This is a genomic window from Streptomyces sp. ICC4, assembly GCF_003287915.1.
Taxonomy (GTDB): Bacteria; Actinomycetota; Actinomycetes; order Streptomycetales; family Streptomycetaceae; genus Streptomyces; species Streptomyces tritrimontium.
Genome location: NZ_CP030286.1, coordinates 7,090,092 through 7,105,595, shown reverse-complemented (window position 1 = coordinate 7,105,595; position 15,504 = coordinate 7,090,092). Strand labels below are relative to the sequence as shown.

Annotated in this window: 11 protein-coding genes; 6 read left to right on the top strand and 5 right to left on the bottom strand. The window is 71.2% G+C overall.

Annotated features, from left to right (window positions below):
- Window positions 1-61: 61 nt before the first annotated feature.
- Window positions 62-733: a bifunctional DNA primase/polymerase gene (locus DRB89_RS33365; protein WP_112453790.1), complete on the bottom strand. Its 672-nt coding sequence runs from the start codon at window positions 731-733 to the stop codon at window positions 62-64.
- Between the two features lie 424 nt (window positions 734-1,157).
- On the opposite strand from DRB89_RS33365, the gene DRB89_RS33360 reads away from it, so the two are divergent.
- From DRB89_RS33360 to DRB89_RS33345, 4 genes are all read left to right on the top strand, one after another.
- Window positions 1,158-2,684 (top strand): hypothetical protein, encoded by a 1,527-nt coding sequence (locus DRB89_RS33360; RefSeq protein ID WP_239516457.1) that lies wholly within the window; start codon window positions 1,158-1,160, stop codon window positions 2,682-2,684.
- Window positions 2,685-3,051: 367 nt separating this feature from the next.
- Window positions 3,052-4,398 (top strand): ammonium transporter, encoded by a 1,347-nt coding sequence (locus DRB89_RS33355; RefSeq protein ID WP_112451061.1) that lies wholly within the window; start codon window positions 3,052-3,054, stop codon window positions 4,396-4,398.
- Window positions 4,395-4,733: a P-II family nitrogen regulator gene (locus tag DRB89_RS33350; protein WP_112451060.1), complete on the top strand. Its 339-nt coding sequence runs from the start codon at window positions 4,395-4,397 to the stop codon at window positions 4,731-4,733. Before DRB89_RS33355 ends, DRB89_RS33350 begins: the two co-directional genes overlap by 4 nt.
- Window positions 4,734-4,750: 17 nt before the next feature.
- The gene (locus DRB89_RS33345) at window positions 4,751-7,177 is read left to right on the top strand and encodes a [protein-PII] uridylyltransferase (protein WP_112451059.1); all 2,427 of its coding nucleotides are present in this window, start codon (window positions 4,751-4,753) and stop codon (window positions 7,175-7,177) included.
- A gap of 458 nt (window positions 7,178-7,635) precedes the next feature.
- On the opposite strand, the gene DRB89_RS33340 is transcribed toward DRB89_RS33345, so the two are convergent.
- Window positions 7,636-8,583 carry a tRNA (adenine-N1)-methyltransferase gene (locus tag DRB89_RS33340; protein ID WP_112452933.1) on the bottom strand — a complete coding sequence of 316 codons (948 nt, stop codon included), beginning with the start codon at window positions 8,581-8,583 and terminating at the stop codon, window positions 7,636-7,638.
- 18 nt (window positions 8,584-8,601) lie between these two features.
- The gene (locus tag DRB89_RS33335) at window positions 8,602-9,735 is read right to left on the bottom strand and encodes a site-2 protease family protein (protein WP_112454419.1); all 1,134 of its coding nucleotides are present in this window, start codon (window positions 9,733-9,735) and stop codon (window positions 8,602-8,604) included.
- A gap of 243 nt (window positions 9,736-9,978) precedes the next feature.
- On the opposite strand from DRB89_RS33335, the gene DRB89_RS33330 reads away from it, so the two are divergent.
- Window positions 9,979-10,947: a RecB family exonuclease gene (locus DRB89_RS33330; protein ID WP_239516456.1), complete on the top strand. Its 969-nt coding sequence runs from the start codon at window positions 9,979-9,981 to the stop codon at window positions 10,945-10,947.
- An 88-nt stretch (window positions 10,948-11,035) separates the two neighbouring features.
- Window positions 11,036-11,710 (top strand): response regulator transcription factor, encoded by a 675-nt coding sequence (locus DRB89_RS33325; RefSeq protein WP_112452370.1) that lies wholly within the window; start codon window positions 11,036-11,038, stop codon window positions 11,708-11,710.
- Window positions 11,711-11,790: 80 nt separating this feature from the next.
- Here DRB89_RS33325 and DRB89_RS33320 read toward each other — a convergent pair whose 3' ends face one another.
- Both DRB89_RS33320 and DRB89_RS33315 read right to left on the bottom strand, forming a co-directional pair.
- On the bottom strand, window positions 11,791-13,368 hold the full coding sequence (locus DRB89_RS33320; protein ID WP_239516455.1) for an ABC transporter substrate-binding protein: 1,578 nt from the start codon (window positions 13,366-13,368) through the stop codon (window positions 11,791-11,793).
- Window positions 13,369-13,451: 83 nt separating this feature from the next.
- On the bottom strand, window positions 13,452-15,056 hold the full coding sequence (locus DRB89_RS33315; RefSeq protein ID WP_112452372.1) for an ABC transporter substrate-binding protein: 1,605 nt from the start codon (window positions 15,054-15,056) through the stop codon (window positions 13,452-13,454).
- Window positions 15,057-15,504 lie beyond the last annotated feature (448 nt).

Genomic DNA, 15,504 nt, shown 5'->3' with positions numbered 1-15,504 from the left:
GGTCCCGTGGACCCGGGGGCACCGGCCTGTCCGGAGCCGGGCCGGTGCCCCCGGGTCAGGGCTAGGCCCGGCGCAGCCGGTGGCAGAGGTAGGCGAGGGTGCCGAGCAGGAGCCGGGCCTGGGGCGGGTCCCCGGCCGAGTCCAGCGACGGCGTGCGCAGCCAGCTCACCGGGCCGAGGCCCGCGAAGTCGGACGGCGGGGCGGTGACGTAGGCCCCCTGGCCCAGCGCGCGCAGGTCGAGCCCCGCGTCGTCCCAGCCCATCCGGTACAGCAGCTGGGGCAGCCCGGCCGCGGCGCCCGGGGCCACGAAGAACTGGGCCCGGCCGTCCGGGGTCGCGGTGACCGGGCCGAGCGGCAGGCCCATCCGCTCGAGGCGGACCAGCGCGCGCCGCCCGGCCTCCTCGGCCACCTCGATGACGTCGAAGGAGCGGCCGACGGGGAGCAGCACCGCCGCCCCCGGATAGCCGCTCCACGTCTCGGCGACCTCGTCGAGGGTGGCTCCGGCCGGCACCGTCGGCGCGAGGGCCAGTGGATGCGCCCCCGGCGCGCCGCAACTCGTATGACCGCAGGAGCAGTCGCGGGCGGGGGCCGCTGCCCGGGCACCGGGGACCACGTCCCAGCCCCACAGCCCGGTGTACTCCGCCACCGCCGTGCTCTCCGACGTCCGGCCGCGGCGCCGGGCGCCGGAACGGAACTCCTTGGTGCCGCGGCTGCCGCCGATCGTGAAGCCCATGCCCATGCCCCCTCCAACGGGTCGGACGTGCCGGTGGTTACGACGTCGGCGCAACCGGATGCCGGCCGGGCGCGGTGCCCGGTCGGGGCCGGTCCGCCCCGGTCCGTCCGTCGGGCACCCGGCGCACTCCTCGCCGCGTGCGCCCCGAGCGCACCTCTGTCCAACCGATCCGTCTCGCCTTCCTGTCAAGTGAATCGCGCCTGGCGGGTGGCGAGTTCATTCGAAGGGGTGGCGAATGGTGGCGTTTCCGGGATCGACCTCGCCGAAGGGGTGATCGTAGGATTACTTTCGGTGCACGAAGAGCGAAGGCAGACTCGTCCGCGGGTATGCCGGAGGCATGGTGTGAAGGACCTGTGAAGGTCCGTTCCCTCACCGCCTCCGACGCGGTTTCGTGTCGAAGATGCTGAGGGATGGGGGCGTTCCAGTGAGCGGCAACGGCGCAAGCGGAACGAGCGCGGAGTCCGAGGCGCCCGGCGCCGAGGCGTCGGAGCAGGGGGCCACCGCCCGCAACGAGCAGCTGACCTCCTGGTTCGTGCGCAGCGGCTGGTCCAAGGGCGAGCTCGCCCGCCAGGTCAACCGCCGGGCCCGCCAGATGGGCGCCCACCACATCAGCACCGACACCTCCCGGGTCCGGCGCTGGCTCGACGGCGAACAGCCCCGTGAACCCGTCCCGCGGATCCTGTCCGAGCTGTTCTCCGAACGCTTCGGATCCGTCGTCGCCATCGAGCACCTCGGCCTGCGCACAGCCCACCAGACCCCCTCGGTCTCCGGCGTCGACCTGCCCTGGGCCGGCCCGCAGACCGTCGAGCTGCTCGGCGAGTTCTCCCGCAGCGACCTGATGCTGGCCCGCCGCGGCTTCCTCGGGACCTCGCTGGCCCTCTCCGCCGGTCCCGCCCTCATCGAGCCCATGCAGCGCTGGCTCGTCCCGGTCCCGGCCGCCGACCCGGGGCCGCGCGAGGCGGGGCCGGCGGGCGCCCTCAGCGGCCACCGGCCGCCCCGGCTCTCCGAGCAGGAGGTCGACCTCCTCGAAGCCACCACCGTGATGTTCCGCCAGTGGGACGCCCAGTGCGGCGGCGGCCTGCGCCGCAAGGCCGTCGTGGGCCAGCTCCACGAGGTCACCGACCTGCTCCAGGAGAACCACCCGGCCCCGGTGGCGAAGCGGCTCTTCAAGGTCGCCGCCGAACTCGCCGAACTCGCCGGCTGGATGAGCTACGACATCGGCCTGCACCCCACCGCGCAGAAGTACTTCGTCCTCGCGCTGCACGCCGCCAAGGAGGGCGGCGACAAGCCGCTCGGCTCGTACATCCTCTCCAGCATGAGCCGCCAGATGATCCACTTGGGCCGCCCCGAGGACGCCCTGGAGCTCATCCACCTGGCCCAGTACGGCAGCCGCGACTGCGCGGGGCCCCGTACGCAGGCCATGCTGTATGCGATGGAGGCCCGCGCCTACGCCAACATGGGCCAGCCCAGCCGCTGCAAGCGCGCCGTCCGGATGGCCGAGGACACCTTCTCCGACGTCGGTTTCGGCAGCGAGCCGGAGCCCGACTGGATCCGCTTCTTCTCCGAGGCCGAGCTCAACGGCGAGAACTCCCACTCCTACCGGGACCTGGCCTACGTCGCGGGCCGCAGCCCCATGTACGCCTCCCTCGCCGAACCCGTCATGGAGCGCGCCGTCGAGCTGTTCGAGAAGGACGAGGAACACCAGCGCTCCTACGCCCTCAACCTCATCGGCATGGCCACCGTGCACCTGCTCCAGCGCGAGCCCGAGCAGGCCACCGTCCTCGTCGGCCGCGCCCTCGACGTGGCGGGAAAGGTGCGGTCCGAAAGGGTGAACACCCGGCTGCGCAAGACCGTCGACGCCGCCGCGCGTGAGTACGGCGACGTCGCCGACGTGGTGCGCCTGACCGACCACCTCGCCTCCCGGCTCCCCGAAGCCGCGGAGGCCGTCTGACGGCCCTCGCGGCCGCTCCCCAAGGCCCCCGGCCGCGGCAGTCACCCCGTGAAGCCCGATCAGGCTCCCCCAGCCAGGTTCCCCGGGTCATCGCCGCGGCCGGGTTTTCAACGGACGCCTCCATGAACCACTCGGTCATGAACCACTCGTTCATGACCCACTTGTTTATGAGCGCGTAACACGCCGGACCTCTTCGTCATCGACGCGAAACACCCAGCGGCGCCGCCGGAAACCGGCCTGCGCGAATCTCAGGGCCATTAACCGGCCAGCTCGCAGGCCGGCCCCCTCAGGCCTGACTCAAAAACCAGCGCCGCTCAGGTTTTCACGCTCGCCCGCACGCGAACGTACCGACGACGAGGAGACGCCGATGGCATCAGCCATCACGACCCTCGCGGCAGACGCCCCGACGCTGTCTGCCGCGAACACCGGGTTCATGCTCATCTGCTCCGCCCTGGTCATGCTGATGACCCCGGGACTCGCCTTCTTCTACGGAGGCATGGTCCGCGTCAAGAGCAGCCTCAACATGCTGATGATGAGCTTCATCAGCCTCGGGATCGTCACGATCCTCTGGGTCCTCTTCGGATTCAGCCTCGCCTTCGGCGCCGACACCGGCTCCCTCATCGGCTGGACCTCCGACTACGTGGGCCTCAGCGGCATCGGGATCACCGAGCTGTGGGACGGCTACACCATCCCCGTCTACGTCTTCGCCGTCTTCCAGCTGATGTTCGCGATCATCACCCCCGCCCTGATAAGCGGTGCGCTGGCCGACCGCGTGAAGTTCAGCGCGTGGGCCCTGTTCATCACCCTCTGGGTCACCATCGTCTACTTCCCCGTCGCCCACTGGGTGTGGGGCGCCGGCGGCTGGCTCTTCGAGCTCGGCGTCATCGACTTCGCGGGCGGCACCGCCGTCCACATCAACGCGGGTGCCGCGGCCCTCGGCGTGATCCTCGTCATCGGCAAGCGCGTCGGGTTCAAGAAGGACCCGATGCGCCCGCACAGCCTCCCGCTCGTGATGCTCGGCGCCGGCCTCCTGTGGTTCGGCTGGTTCGGCTTCAACGCCGGATCCTGGCTCGGCAACGACGACGGCGTCGGCGCCGTCATGTTCCTCAACACCCAGGTCGCCACCGCCGCCGCCATGCTCGCCTGGCTCGGCTACGAGAAGCTGCGCCACGGCTCCTTCACCACCCTCGGCGCCGCCTCCGGCGCGGTCGCGGGCCTCGTCGCCATCACCCCCTCCGGCGGCTCCTGCTCCCCGCTCGGCGCGATCGCCATCGGCGCCATCGCCGGTGTCGTGTGCGCCATGGCCGTCGGCCTGAAGTACAAGTTCGGCTACGACGACTCCCTCGACGTGGTCGGCGTCCACCTCGTCGGCGGTGTCATCGGCTCCCTCCTCGTCGGCCTCTTCGCCACCGGCGGGGTCCAGTCCGACGCGGCCGGCCTCTTCTACGGCGGCGGCCTGGAGCAGCTCGGCAAGCAGGCCGTGGGAGTCTTCTCCGTCCTCGCCTACTCTCTCGTGGCGTCCGCGGTACTCGCCTTCCTGCTCGACAAGACGATCGGAATGCGCGTCACCGAGGACGACGAGGTCTCCGGCATCGACCAGGTCGAACACGCCGAGACCGCCTACGACTTCAGCGGGGCCGGCGGCGGCTCCTCCTCCCGGAGCACCGCCGCACCCGCCCCCGTTGCCGCCGCGAGCAAGAAGGTTGACGCATGAAGCTCATCACCGCGATCGTGAAGCCGCACCGGCTGGACGAGATCAAGGAAGCCCTGCACCGCTTCGGGGTCCAGGGACTCACGGTCTCCGAGGCCAGCGGCTACGGCCGCCAGCGCGGCCACACCGAGGTCTACCGGGGCGCCGAGTACACCGTGGACCTCGTACCGAAGATCCGTATCGAGGTGCTCGTCGAGGACGGCGACGCCGAGGACGTGATGCGGATCGTCGTCGACGCCGCCCAGACCGGCAAGATCGGCGACGGCAAGGTGTGGAGCATCCCCGTGGACTCGGTCATCCGGGTCCGCACCGGCGAACGCGGCGCTGACGCGCTCTAGGTGACGGGAGCTACTGGGTGACGAGCGTCGAAGAGACCACGGACGACAACACGGCCGGCTCGGGACCCAGCGGCTACGCCGCGGCCCGGCTGCGACTCCTCCAGGAGGAGTCGCGGTCCGGGCCTTCCCGGCGTTCCGCCCTGGCCGCCCTGACCGACGACTGGCTGAAGGCGCTGTTCGCCCAGGCCGTACGGGAGACGGGCGTGCGGGGCGCCGCCCTCGTCGCCGTCGGCGGCTACGGCCGCGCCGAACTCTCCCCGCGCAGCGACCTCGACCTGGTCCTGCTCCACGACGGCAGGGCCGAACCGCGCGCCCTGGCCGCCCTGGCCGACCGGCTCTGGTACCCCGTCTGGGACCTGGGCCTCGCCCTCGACCACTCGGTCCGCACCCCGGGCGAAGCCCGCAAGACCGCCGCCGAGGACCTCAAGGTGCACCTCGGACTGCTGGACGCCCGGCCCGTCGCGGGCGATGTCGGACTCCTCGCCGGGCTGCGCACCTCCGTCCTGGCCGACTGGCGCAACCAAGCGGCCAAGCGGCTCCCGCAGCTGCACTCCCTGTGCCTGGAGCGGGCCGAGCGGGCCGGCGAGCTCCGCTTCCTCCTCGAACCCGACCTCAAGGAGGCCCGCGGGGGACTGCGCGACGTCACCGCGCTGCGGGCCGTCGCCGCGTCGTGGCTGGCCGACGCCCCGCGCGAGGGCCTCGCCGAAGCCCGGCGCAGGCTGCTCGACGCGCGCGACGCCCTCCACCTGGTGACCGGCCGCGCCACCGAGCGGCTCTCCCTGCAGGAGCAGACCCCGGTCGCCGCGCACCTGGGCCTGCTCGACGCCGACGCCCTGCTCCGGGAGGTGTACGAGGCCGCGCGCGTGGTCTCGTACGCCGGCGACGTGACCTGGCGCGAGGTCGGCCGCGTGCTCCGGGCGCGCGCCTCCCGCCCCAGGCTCCGGGGCCTGCTCGGCACCCGGGCGACCGTGCCCGAGCGGGCGCCGCTCGCCGAAGGCGTCGTCGAGTCCGACGGAGAGGCCGTACTGGCCCTGGCCGCGCGCCCGGACCGGGACCCGGTGCTGCCCCTGCGCTTCGGCGCGGCGGCCGCGCAGGCGGGACTGCCCGTCTCGCTGCACGCCGTACGCAGGCTCGCGACGCAGGCGAAGCCGCTGCCGGTGCCCTGGCCGGCGGAGGCCCGGGAGCAGTTGCTGACCCTGCTGGGCGCGGGGGAGCCGACCGTGGCCGTCTGGGAGGCGCTGGAGGCCGAAGGGATCATCACCAAGCTGCTGCCCGACTGGGAGCGGGTGCGGTGCCGGCCGCAGCGCAACCCCGTGCACACCTGGACCGTGGACCGGCACCTGATCGAGACGGCCGTGCGCGCCTCGGAACTGACCCGCCGGGTGGGCCGCCCCGACCTGCTCCTGATGGCCGCGCTGCTCCACGACATCGGCAAGGGCTGGCCCGGCGACCACTCGGTGGCGGGCGAGACGATCGCGCGCGACGTGGCGCTGCGCGTGGGCTTCGACCCGCAGGACGTCGCCGTGCTGGGCGCGCTCGTACGCCACCACCTGCTGCTGATCGACACCGCGACGCGCAGGGACCTGGACGATCCGGCGACGGTGAAGGCGGTCGCCGAAGCGGTGGGCTCGGCGGGCACGCTGGAGATCCTGCACGCGCTGACGGAGGCCGACGCGCTGGCGACCGGGCCGGCGGCGTGGAGCACCTGGCGGGGCTCACTGGTGGCCGACCTGGTCGCACGGGTCGCCGCCGTGCTGCGGGGCGCGGCGCCCGCGGTGACGGAGCTGGAGATCCCGACGACGGAACAGGAGCGCCTGGCGGTGGAGGCGCTGCGCACCCGGGAGCCGGTGCTGGCCCTGCACGCCCGCCAGGAGGAGGACGCCGTCGGGGTGGAGCTGGTGGTGGCCGTCCCCGACCAGCCGGGGGTGCTGCCCGCGGTGGCCGGCGTACTGGCGCTGCACCGCCTCACGGTGCGGGCGGCGGACCTGCGCTCGCTGGAGCTCCCCGACCGGCTGGGCGAAGTACTGGTGCTGCGGTGGCGGGTGGCCGCGGAGTACGGGGCCCTGCCGCAGGCGGCCCGGCTGCGCACGGACCTGGTGCGGGCCCTGGACGGCTCGCTGGACGTCCCGGCGAGGCTGGCGGACCGCGAGGCGGCGTACCCGCGCCGGCGCGGGGTGCTCCCGCCGCCGCCCAGGGTCACGGTGGTCCCGGAGGTCTCCTCCCTGGCCACCGTCCTGGAGGTGCGCGCGCCCGACGCGGTGGGGCTGCTGCACCGGATCGGGCGGGCGCTGGAATCCTCCGGGGTCAGGGTCCGCAGCGCGCACGTCTCCACCCTGGGCGCGAACGCGGTGGACACGGTGTACGTGGTCGACGGCGACGGGAAACCCCTGGCGCCCCCGGCGGCGACCGCCTTGGCCAAGGCGGTCCAGGCGGCCCTGGCGTAGCGCGGCGGCCGCCGGGCGCGGCACGGGCCCTGCCCGTCCCTCCGGAGGGAGTCCGGGGGGCGGGCAGGGCCGCCGGGGGCGTCCGCGGTGCTCGTGGGGCCGCCGGCGGTCGTGGGGGCTCCGGTGGCCGGGTCGGGCTGGAGGAAGCCGGCGCCGGCTATGACGGCGGCCATGGCCGAGGCGGTGGCGATCCAGTGGAGGGGCCGCGCGCGGTGGTGCGCCGGGGTCTGCGGTGCCGGCGCGGGCTCGGTGGGGCTGTGCGGCACTCGGGGTGTCTCCTGTGCGAAGGGTGACGGGGAGCCAGCATCGTGCCACACCTCACATCGGGGTGGAACGGTTGGGTCCGCACCGGCGGGGCCGGTTTCCGGGACAACGAAAAGACGCTGTGGCGCAGTTCCCGGATGCTTCGGGGAACTGCGCCACAGCGTCTGCGTGTTGGGCGGGCGGGTGACCGCAGGTCAGCCGCGGTCGCCTTCGGCGGGCTCTACGGCTTCTGCGGGCTCGGCGGCCTTGGAGCCGGACCGGCTGCCGGGGCCGTCGTAGTCCTCGCCGTAGGCGCCCTTGGAGGGGCGGCGGCGGCGCATGGGCGGCTCGACGCCGTCGGCGAGGCGGCGGGCGGTGACGAGGAAGCCGGTGTGGCCGATCATCCGGTGGTCCGGGCGGACGGCGAGGCCCTCGACGTGCCAGTTGCGGATCATCGATTCCCAGGGCTGCGGCTCGGCGTAGCAGCCGAACTCGCGGATGGACTCGACGGTGCGCGAGAGCTGGGTGGTGGTGGCCACGTAGCAGCAGAGGATGCCGCCGGGGACGAGGGCCTTGGAGACGGCCTCGAGGCATTCCCAGGGGGCGAGCATGTCGAGGATCACGCGGTCGACGTCCGTGTCGGACAGGTTGTCCTGGAGGTCGCCCACGGTCAGCTGCCACGCGGGGTGCGGGCCGCCGAAGTAGCGCTCGACGTTGGCGGTGGCGATTTCGGCGAAGTCCGCGCGGCGCTCATAGCTGTGGAGCATGCCCTGGTCGCCGATGGCGCGCAGCAGGAAGCTGCTCAGGGAGCCGGAGCCCACACCTGCTTCCACGACTCGGGCGCCGGGGAAGATGTCGGCGAAGGCCAGGATCTGGCCCGCGTCCTTGGGGTAGACCACGGCGGCGCCGCGGGGCATGGACAGGACATAGTCGGGGAGCAGGGGACGCAGCGCGAGGTAGGCGACGTTGCCCGTGGTACGGACAACGCTTCCCTCGGGGGAGCCGATCAGCTCGTCGTGCGGGAAGGAACCCTTGTGGGTGTGGAAATTCTTCCCGGCTTCGAGCGTGAACGTGTAGTGGCGGCCCTTGGGGTCGGTGAGCTGTACCTGGTCCCCGACCTCGAAGGGCCCGCGTCGGCGGGCGGCACCGGTCGGTTCGGACATGTGACCAGTGTATTGGCTTCAGGACTGGGGCCGCGCCATGGCCTTCACGAAGGCCTTTTCGACGTCGAGGGTGGACAGGACGCCGTAGATGGCGCCGTCGGGTTCGAGGACGAGGTATTCGCTGGCGGGGGTGGTGCGCAGGTGGTCGAGGAGTTCTTCGCCGGCGAGTTCCGCGGAAACCTTCATGCCGTCGGTGAGGTCTTGGGCGAGGGTGCTGACGGCGACCCAGGGGCGGCGGTGTTCGGGGACGGCGGCGATGGCGCTTTCGCGGACGATGCCGGTGGGGTCTCCGAGTCCGTCGACGACGACGAGGGCGCGGGCGCCGGCTTCGTTGGCGCGGCGCAGGGCTTCGGAGAGGGGGGTGGCGTTCTCGACGGGGATGGCGCGGCGGGTGAGTTTGCGGGCTTGGAGTTCCGGGAGGTGTTCGCGCAGGCGGGCCACGCGCAGGCTGTTGCCGGCGCCGGTCCAGATGATCGCGGCGAGGATCGCGGCGAGCAGGGCGTCCATGACGGTGTCCATGCCGCCGATCTCGTCGGCGCGGTTGCCGAGGGTGCCGGTGTAGTTCAGGAGCGGCAGGCCGAGGAGGACGGCGACGGCGAGGGCGCGGCCGACCCAGGCGGCGGCGATGGTGCCGGTCATGGGTTTGCCGGTGATGCCCCAGATGACGGCGCGGAGCATGCGGCCGCCGTCGAGGGGCAGGCCGGGCAGGAGGTTGAAGGCGGCGACGAGGAGGTTGGAGATCATCAGGCCGGCGAGGAGGACGCCGGGGACGCTGGCGGGTTCGACGGTCTTCATGCCGAGGTAGAAGGCGCCGGCGAGGAGGAGGGAGAGCAGGGGGCCGACGAAGGCGAGGACGAATTCGCGGCCGGGGGTCTCGGATTCCTTCTCGATCTCGGAGACGCCGCCGAAGAACTGGAGCTGGATGCGGCGTACGGGGAGTTTGAAGCGCAGGGCGGCGATGGTGTGGGCGAGTTCGTGGACGAGTACGGAGGCGTAGAAGGCGACGGCGAAGAAGAGGGCGACGAGGTAGCGGGCGGGGCCGAGGTCGGGGAGGATGCGGTCGAGCTGGTCGCCGAAGACCCAGGTGATGAGGGCGGCGACGAGGAACCAGCTGGGCGAGACGTAGACGGGTACGCCGAAGGGGCGGCCCATGAGGAGTCCGCCGCCCGGTCCTGAGCGCCGGCCCGCGCGCTCGCCGGTCTCGTCGGTGTCTGCCACGGTTTTCCTTCGTTCGCTGCTGTCCGGCGTTTGGTGCGCGCCGGCGGTTGTTCTGCCTTTGCCCGGTGGTGTCGGGGTGCGCCGTAGCGCGTTGTGATGCTCCGATCATGCAGTGCGAGTGGGCTTGGCGTCGATGGTATGCGCGTGCTGTCGGTCGCGGGTCGTAGGGTTTTGGGTATGACGACGAGCCCCGGCAGCGGTCCGGACGACGCAGTGAGCAGTCCCGTGCCCGGTTCCGTGCCCGTGCAGGCGGTGGCCGTGGCGCCTTCTTCGCTGTCGCCTTCGCGGGCGAGCGATTTCATGCGGTGTCCTTTGCTGTACCGGTTCCGGGTGATCGACAAGCTGCCGGAGAAGCCGAGCGCGGCGGCGACGCGGGGGACGCTGGTGCACGCGGTGCTGGAGCGGCTCTTCGACCATCCGGCGGCCGAGCGGACGGCGCCGCGGGCGAAGGCTTTGATTCCGGGGCAGTGGGACCGGCTGCTGGAGTCGAAGCCGGAGCTGACGGAGCTGTTCGCGGAGGGTGCGGCGGGTGGCGGGGGCGGCGAGGGGGTGGAGCTGGCGCGCTGGCTGACGGAGGCCGAGGCGCTGGTGGACCGGTGGTTCACGTTGGAGGACCCGACGCGGCTGGAGCCGGTGGAGCGGGAGTTCTTCGTGGAGACGGAGCTGGAGTCGGGGCTGCGGCTGCGCGGGATCATCGACCGGGTGGACGTGGCGCCGACGGGTGAGGTGCGGATCGTCGACTACAAGACGGGCAAGGCGCCGCGGCCGGAGTACGCGGAGGGCGCGCTGTTCCAGATGAAGTTCTACGCGCTGGTGGTGTGGCGGCTCAAGCAGGTGGTGCCGCGGCGGCTGCAGCTGGTGTATCTGGGCAGTGGGGACGTGTTGACGTACGACCCGGTGGTCGAGGATCTGGAGCGGATGGAGCGCAAGCTGCTGGCTCTGTGGGACGCGATCCGGGAGGCGACGGAGAGCGGTGACTGGCGGCCGCGGCGGACGAAGCTGTGCGGCTGGTGTGATCATCAGGCGGTGTGTCCGGAGTTCGGCGGCACTCCCCCGGTCTATCCTCTGGCCGTCCCGCCGCGGGGCGTGGTGGAGGATCCGTCGGGTCCTTCGGGGAGTGCTTCGGGGAGTCCTTCGGGTCCGTAGGCGGGGCCGGGGAGGAGTTCCGATCTTCGGGTCAGGGCAGAATGGGCGGCGTCCCCCGATGGCGTCCGACGAACACGAGGTAGACCCTGTGGCGATCCGCGTACTGCTGGTCGACGACCAGCCGCTGCTGCGCACCGGTTTCCGGATGATCCTGGAGGCCGAACAGGACCTGGCGGTGGTCGGCGAGGCCGGGGACGGGCTGCAGGCGCTGGACCAGGTGCGGGCGCTGCAGCCCGATGTGGTGCTGATGGACATCCGGATGCCGCGGATGGACGGGGTGGAGGCGACCCGGCAGATCACCGGGCCGGGCCGGGACGGGCCGGCGAAGGTGCTGGTGCTGACCACGTTCGATCTGGACGAGTACGTGGTGGAGGCGCTGCGGGCGGGTGCGAGCGGCTTCCTGCTGAAGGACGCTCCGGCGCAGGAGCTGGTGCAGGCGATCCGGGTGGTGGCGGGTGGTGAGGCGATGCTCGCGCCGAGCATCACGCGCCGACTGCTGGACAAGTACGCGGGTCATCTGCCGTCGGGCGAGGACAGCATGCCGGACATGATCGGTACGTTGACCGAGCGCGAGGTCGAGGTGCTCAAGCTGGTGGCGCGGGGGTTGTCGAACGCGGAGATCGCGGCGGACCTGTTCGTGAGCGAGACGACGGTCAAGACGCATGTGGGGCACGTGCTGACGAAGCTGGGCCTGCGCGACCGGGTGCAGGCGGCGGTGTACGCGTACGAGAGCGGTCTGGTGCGGCCGGGCGCCGGCCAGTAGGGCGGCCGCGGCCGCCGTTGTACGGGGACGGGCCCGCTTCCGCGTCGCGCGGAGGCGGGCCCGTTGCCGTGGCGGCCGGTTCAGCCCTTGCTGATCTCCCAGAAGCGGAAGACGGTCGAGGCGTCGAGGGACCACTGCAGGCCGGTCACGTTCTGGCGGGTGACGGCGTACTGCTTGCTCTGCCAGAGCGGGAGGAGCGGGACCTCGTCGGAGACGATGTCCTGGAGGCGGGCGTAGTCGTTGGCGGTGGCGGCGCGGTCGGACTTGGCGGAGGTCGCCGGGATGATGGTCCCGATGATCTCCTTGTTGTCGTAGTTGTTGTGCAGGACGTTGTCCGGGCCGAAGAACGGCTGCGTGAAGTTGTCGGCGTCGGGGTAGTCGGGGACCCAGCCCTTGACGTAGACGCCGTACTTGCCGTCCTGGATGTCCTTCTCGTACTGCTCGAACTCGACGGACTTGACGTCGGCTTCGAAGAGGCCGCTGTCGTTGAGCTGCTTGGCGATGAGCTGGAATTCCTGGTCGGTCGAGGGGCCGTAGCGGCTGGGCGTCGAGTACAGGGTGATCTTCACCTTGTCCTTGATGCCGGCGGCGCGCAGGACGTTCTTGGCCTTCTCGGGCTGGGGGCTGCCGCCGTAGCGGTCGAAGAAGGCGGTGGTGTGCGAGGCGATGCCGGCCGGGACGATGGAGTAGAGCGGGGTGGCCGTGCCGTCGTAGACCTGCTTGACGAGGGCTTCGCGGTCGACGAGGTAGGCGATGGCCTTGCGGACGGGGAGCTTTCCGGCGACCGGGTCGTTGACGTTGAAGACGAGGTGTTCGACTTCGGCGCCGGCGCCCTGGACGACCTCGACCTTCTGGTCGCCGTTCTGGGAGGCGAGGCCGGCGATGTCCTTGGCGGCGAGGCCGCGGAAGGCGAAGTCGACGTCGCCGCTTTCGAGGACCTTCTTGAGGGCGGCCTGGTCCTCGTTGAAGAACTTCATGGTGACGCCGCTGTTCTTCGGCTTGGCCTTGCCGCTGTAGGAGCCGTTGACGGAGAAGCTCGCGCTCTTGTCGTTGATCGAGTCCAGTTTGTAGACGCCGGATCCGGTGGCCTTGCCGTCCCCGCGGAGTTTGTCCGCGGGGTATTCGGTGTGGTCGACGATGGAGCCGGCGCCCGACGCGATCTTGCTCGGGAAGGTGGCGTCGGAGTTCTTGAGGTTGAAGACGACGGTCTTGTCGTCGGGGGTCTCGATGGAGCCGATCGACGCGAGCATGACGGCGGGGCCGTTCTCGTCGTTGATCTTCAGCGTGCGCTCGAAGGAGTACTTGACGTCCTTGGCGGTGAGGCTGTTGCCGTTGCTGAACTTCAGGCCGCCGCGCAGGGTGCACTCGTACACCTTGCTGTCGTTGCCCTTGAACCCGCAGGCCTGCGCGGCGTCGGGTTCGGGCGTGGTGCCGCCCTTGGGGAAGCTCAGCAGCGACTGGAAGACGTTGTTGAAGAGCAGCCAGGAGCCGGGGTCGTAGCCCGAGGCGGGGTCGGTGGCCTTCACCTTGTCGGATATGCCCATGACGACGCCCTTGCCGCTGCCGGCGTTCGAGCCATCCGTCGCACCGCAGCCGCTGAGCAGTGCGGCGGCGGTGGCCGCGCCGAGAGGGGCCGCCAACCACTGGTTACGTCTCATCACGCGAACGTCCTTCTCAGTTTCACTGGCTGATCTGAATGGTCTGGTCCGGCCCGCGGTGTGTGCGGGCCGTTTGGTGCCGCTCAGCCGCTGACGCCGCGGCCGAGTTCCCACAGCTGGAGGTCGGAGATGGCGTTGACCGACCACTCCACTCCGGTGATCCCGTCGCGTGCGGCGACGTACTGCTTGCCCTGCCACAGGGGCAGGACGGGTACGTCCTCGGCGACGATGTCCTGCATCTCCGTGATCGCGGGAACGGCGACGCCACGGTCGACGGCGCGCCTCGATTCGGGGATGAGCTTGGTGCGCACCGCGGTGTTGGCGTACGGCGTGCCCAGGAAGTTGTCCTGCTCCAGGAACGGGGCGAGGAAGTTGTCGGCGTCGGGGTAGTCGGGGAACCAGCCGAGCCCGTAGGCGGCGTAGTCGCCCTTCTTCTGCGCGGGGCGGAATTCGGACCAGTCGGCGCCCTGGACGGTGACGTCGAAGAGCTGGGTGGAGTTCAGCTGGGCCTTGAGGGCTTCGAACTCGGCCGCGGTGCCGTCGCCGTAGTGGTCGTTGGTGTAGTTGAGGGTGAGCTTGACCGGGGTCTTGATCCCGGCGGCCTTCAGCAGGTCGGCGGCCTTGGCGGTGTTGGCTTCGCCGTACTTGTTGAAGAAGGAGTTGACGTGGCCGGTCACGGTGGTGGGGACCAGCGAGTAGAGGGGCTGCGCGGACTTCCCGTACACCTTGTTGATGAGGGCGCCCCGGTCGACGGCGGCCGCGAGGGCCTGGCGTACGGCCTTGTCCTTGACGGTGGGTGCGTCGGTGTTGAAGCCGAGGTAGCGGATCTCCAGGCCGGGCATCGGGACGAGCTTGATGCCCTTGGGGGGCTTGGCGGAGAACTCGGTGATCTGGGCGGGCGACAGGGTGCGGGAGACCATGTGGACGCTGCCGTCCTCCAGGGCCTTGACCATGGCGTCGGAGTCCTCGAAGGCGCGCAGCTCGGCCTTGTCGTTCTGCGGCTTCAGATCACCGCGGTAGTTCGGGTTCTTGCTGAAGACGGCGCGGACGAGGTGGTTGTCCTTGACTTCGGTCTTCACCGTGTAGGGGCCCGAGCCGTCGACGGCGAAGCCCTGGCGGAGCTTCTTGGCGTCGTACTTCTTGGCGCTGACGATGCCGGCGGCGGGGGTGGAGAGCTTGTACGGGAAGGTCGCGTCGGAGGTCTTCAGGTGGAAGACGACGGTGTCGGCGCTCTTGGCCTCGACGGTGTCGACGGTCGACAGGAGCGAGGAGGGGCCGTTCTCGTCCTTGATGGCGATGACGCGCTCGATGGAGAACTTGACGTCCTGGGCGGTGAGCGGGTCTCCGTCGGCGAACTTGAGGCCGGGGCGCAGGGTGCAGCGGTAGCTCTGGTTGCCGGTGTCGGTGAAGCGGCAGTCGGAGGCCGCTTCGGGGACGGGCTGGCCGCCGCCGCGCGGGGTGTGCATCAGCGTCTGGACGGTCTGGCGCAGGATGTTCCAGGTGCCGGCGTCGTACGCGTAGGCGGGGTCGAGCGGGGCGGGGGCGTAGTCGGCGGCCTCGAACCGGTCGGTGGTTCCGACGACGATCGCCCCGGATCCCGCGCCGCCTCCGCTGGTGCTGCCGCAGGCGGTCAGCGCGGGGGTGAGCAGGCCGGCGGCTGCCGTCAGCACCATGGTCTTGCGGTTCATGCTGGAAGTACTCCCTCGACCCGGCACTTGTTCAAAGCTGGCGTGGAGGGCATCGCGACGGTCGCCCGTTCTGGGCGGAACGATCGGGCCGGTGATGTGACGATCGGTCCACGCCGTTCCGGCAACAGGGGGTGTGTTTCCGGGACGGCTGAGGTGCGGCGCAGTGCCCGGATCGACATTAGTGGCCTGCGGAGGGGTGGCTTGAACCGGCCGGAGCGGGGGCGTTATCGCACCGTTGCGGGAGCGTACCGGGGGTGTGCGCGGGGGCGTTCGCAGATTCGGTCAGGTGCTGATCAATGGGGACACAAGGGATGGCCGGGGAGGGCGCGGAGTGGTGCGAAGGGGGACTTGTGGGTGACAAAGGTCACCCGGGACAACTCCCCCGGGAGGGATGGAATTTCGGCCTCCGGGGAATTAGGCGAAAGATCCGCCCGCGGGACCTCGGTCC

Coding starts and splice junctions, on each gene's coding strand:
- DRB89_RS33365 (WP_112453790.1), bottom strand. CDS start 733: ATGGGCTTCACGATCGGCGGCAGCCGCGGCACCAAGGAGTTCCGTTCC.
- DRB89_RS33355 (WP_112451061.1), top strand. CDS start 3,052: ATGGCATCAGCCATCACGACCCTCGCGGCAGACGCCCCGACGCTGTCT.
- DRB89_RS33350 (WP_112451060.1), top strand. CDS start 4,395: ATGAAGCTCATCACCGCGATCGTGAAGCCGCACCGGCTGGACGAGATC.
- DRB89_RS33340 (WP_112452933.1), bottom strand. CDS start 8,583: ATGTCCGAACCGACCGGTGCCGCCCGCCGACGCGGGCCCTTCGAGGTC.
- DRB89_RS33335 (WP_112454419.1), bottom strand. CDS start 9,735: ATGGGCCGCCCCTTCGGCGTACCCGTCTACGTCTCGCCCAGCTGGTTC.
- DRB89_RS33330 (WP_239516456.1), top strand. CDS start 9,979: ATGACGACGAGCCCCGGCAGCGGTCCGGACGACGCAGTGAGCAGTCCC.
- DRB89_RS33320 (WP_239516455.1), bottom strand. CDS start 13,368: ATGAGACGTAACCAGTGGTTGGCGGCCCCTCTCGGCGCGGCCACCGCC.
- DRB89_RS33315 (WP_112452372.1), bottom strand. CDS start 15,056: ATGAACCGCAAGACCATGGTGCTGACGGCAGCCGCCGGCCTGCTCACC.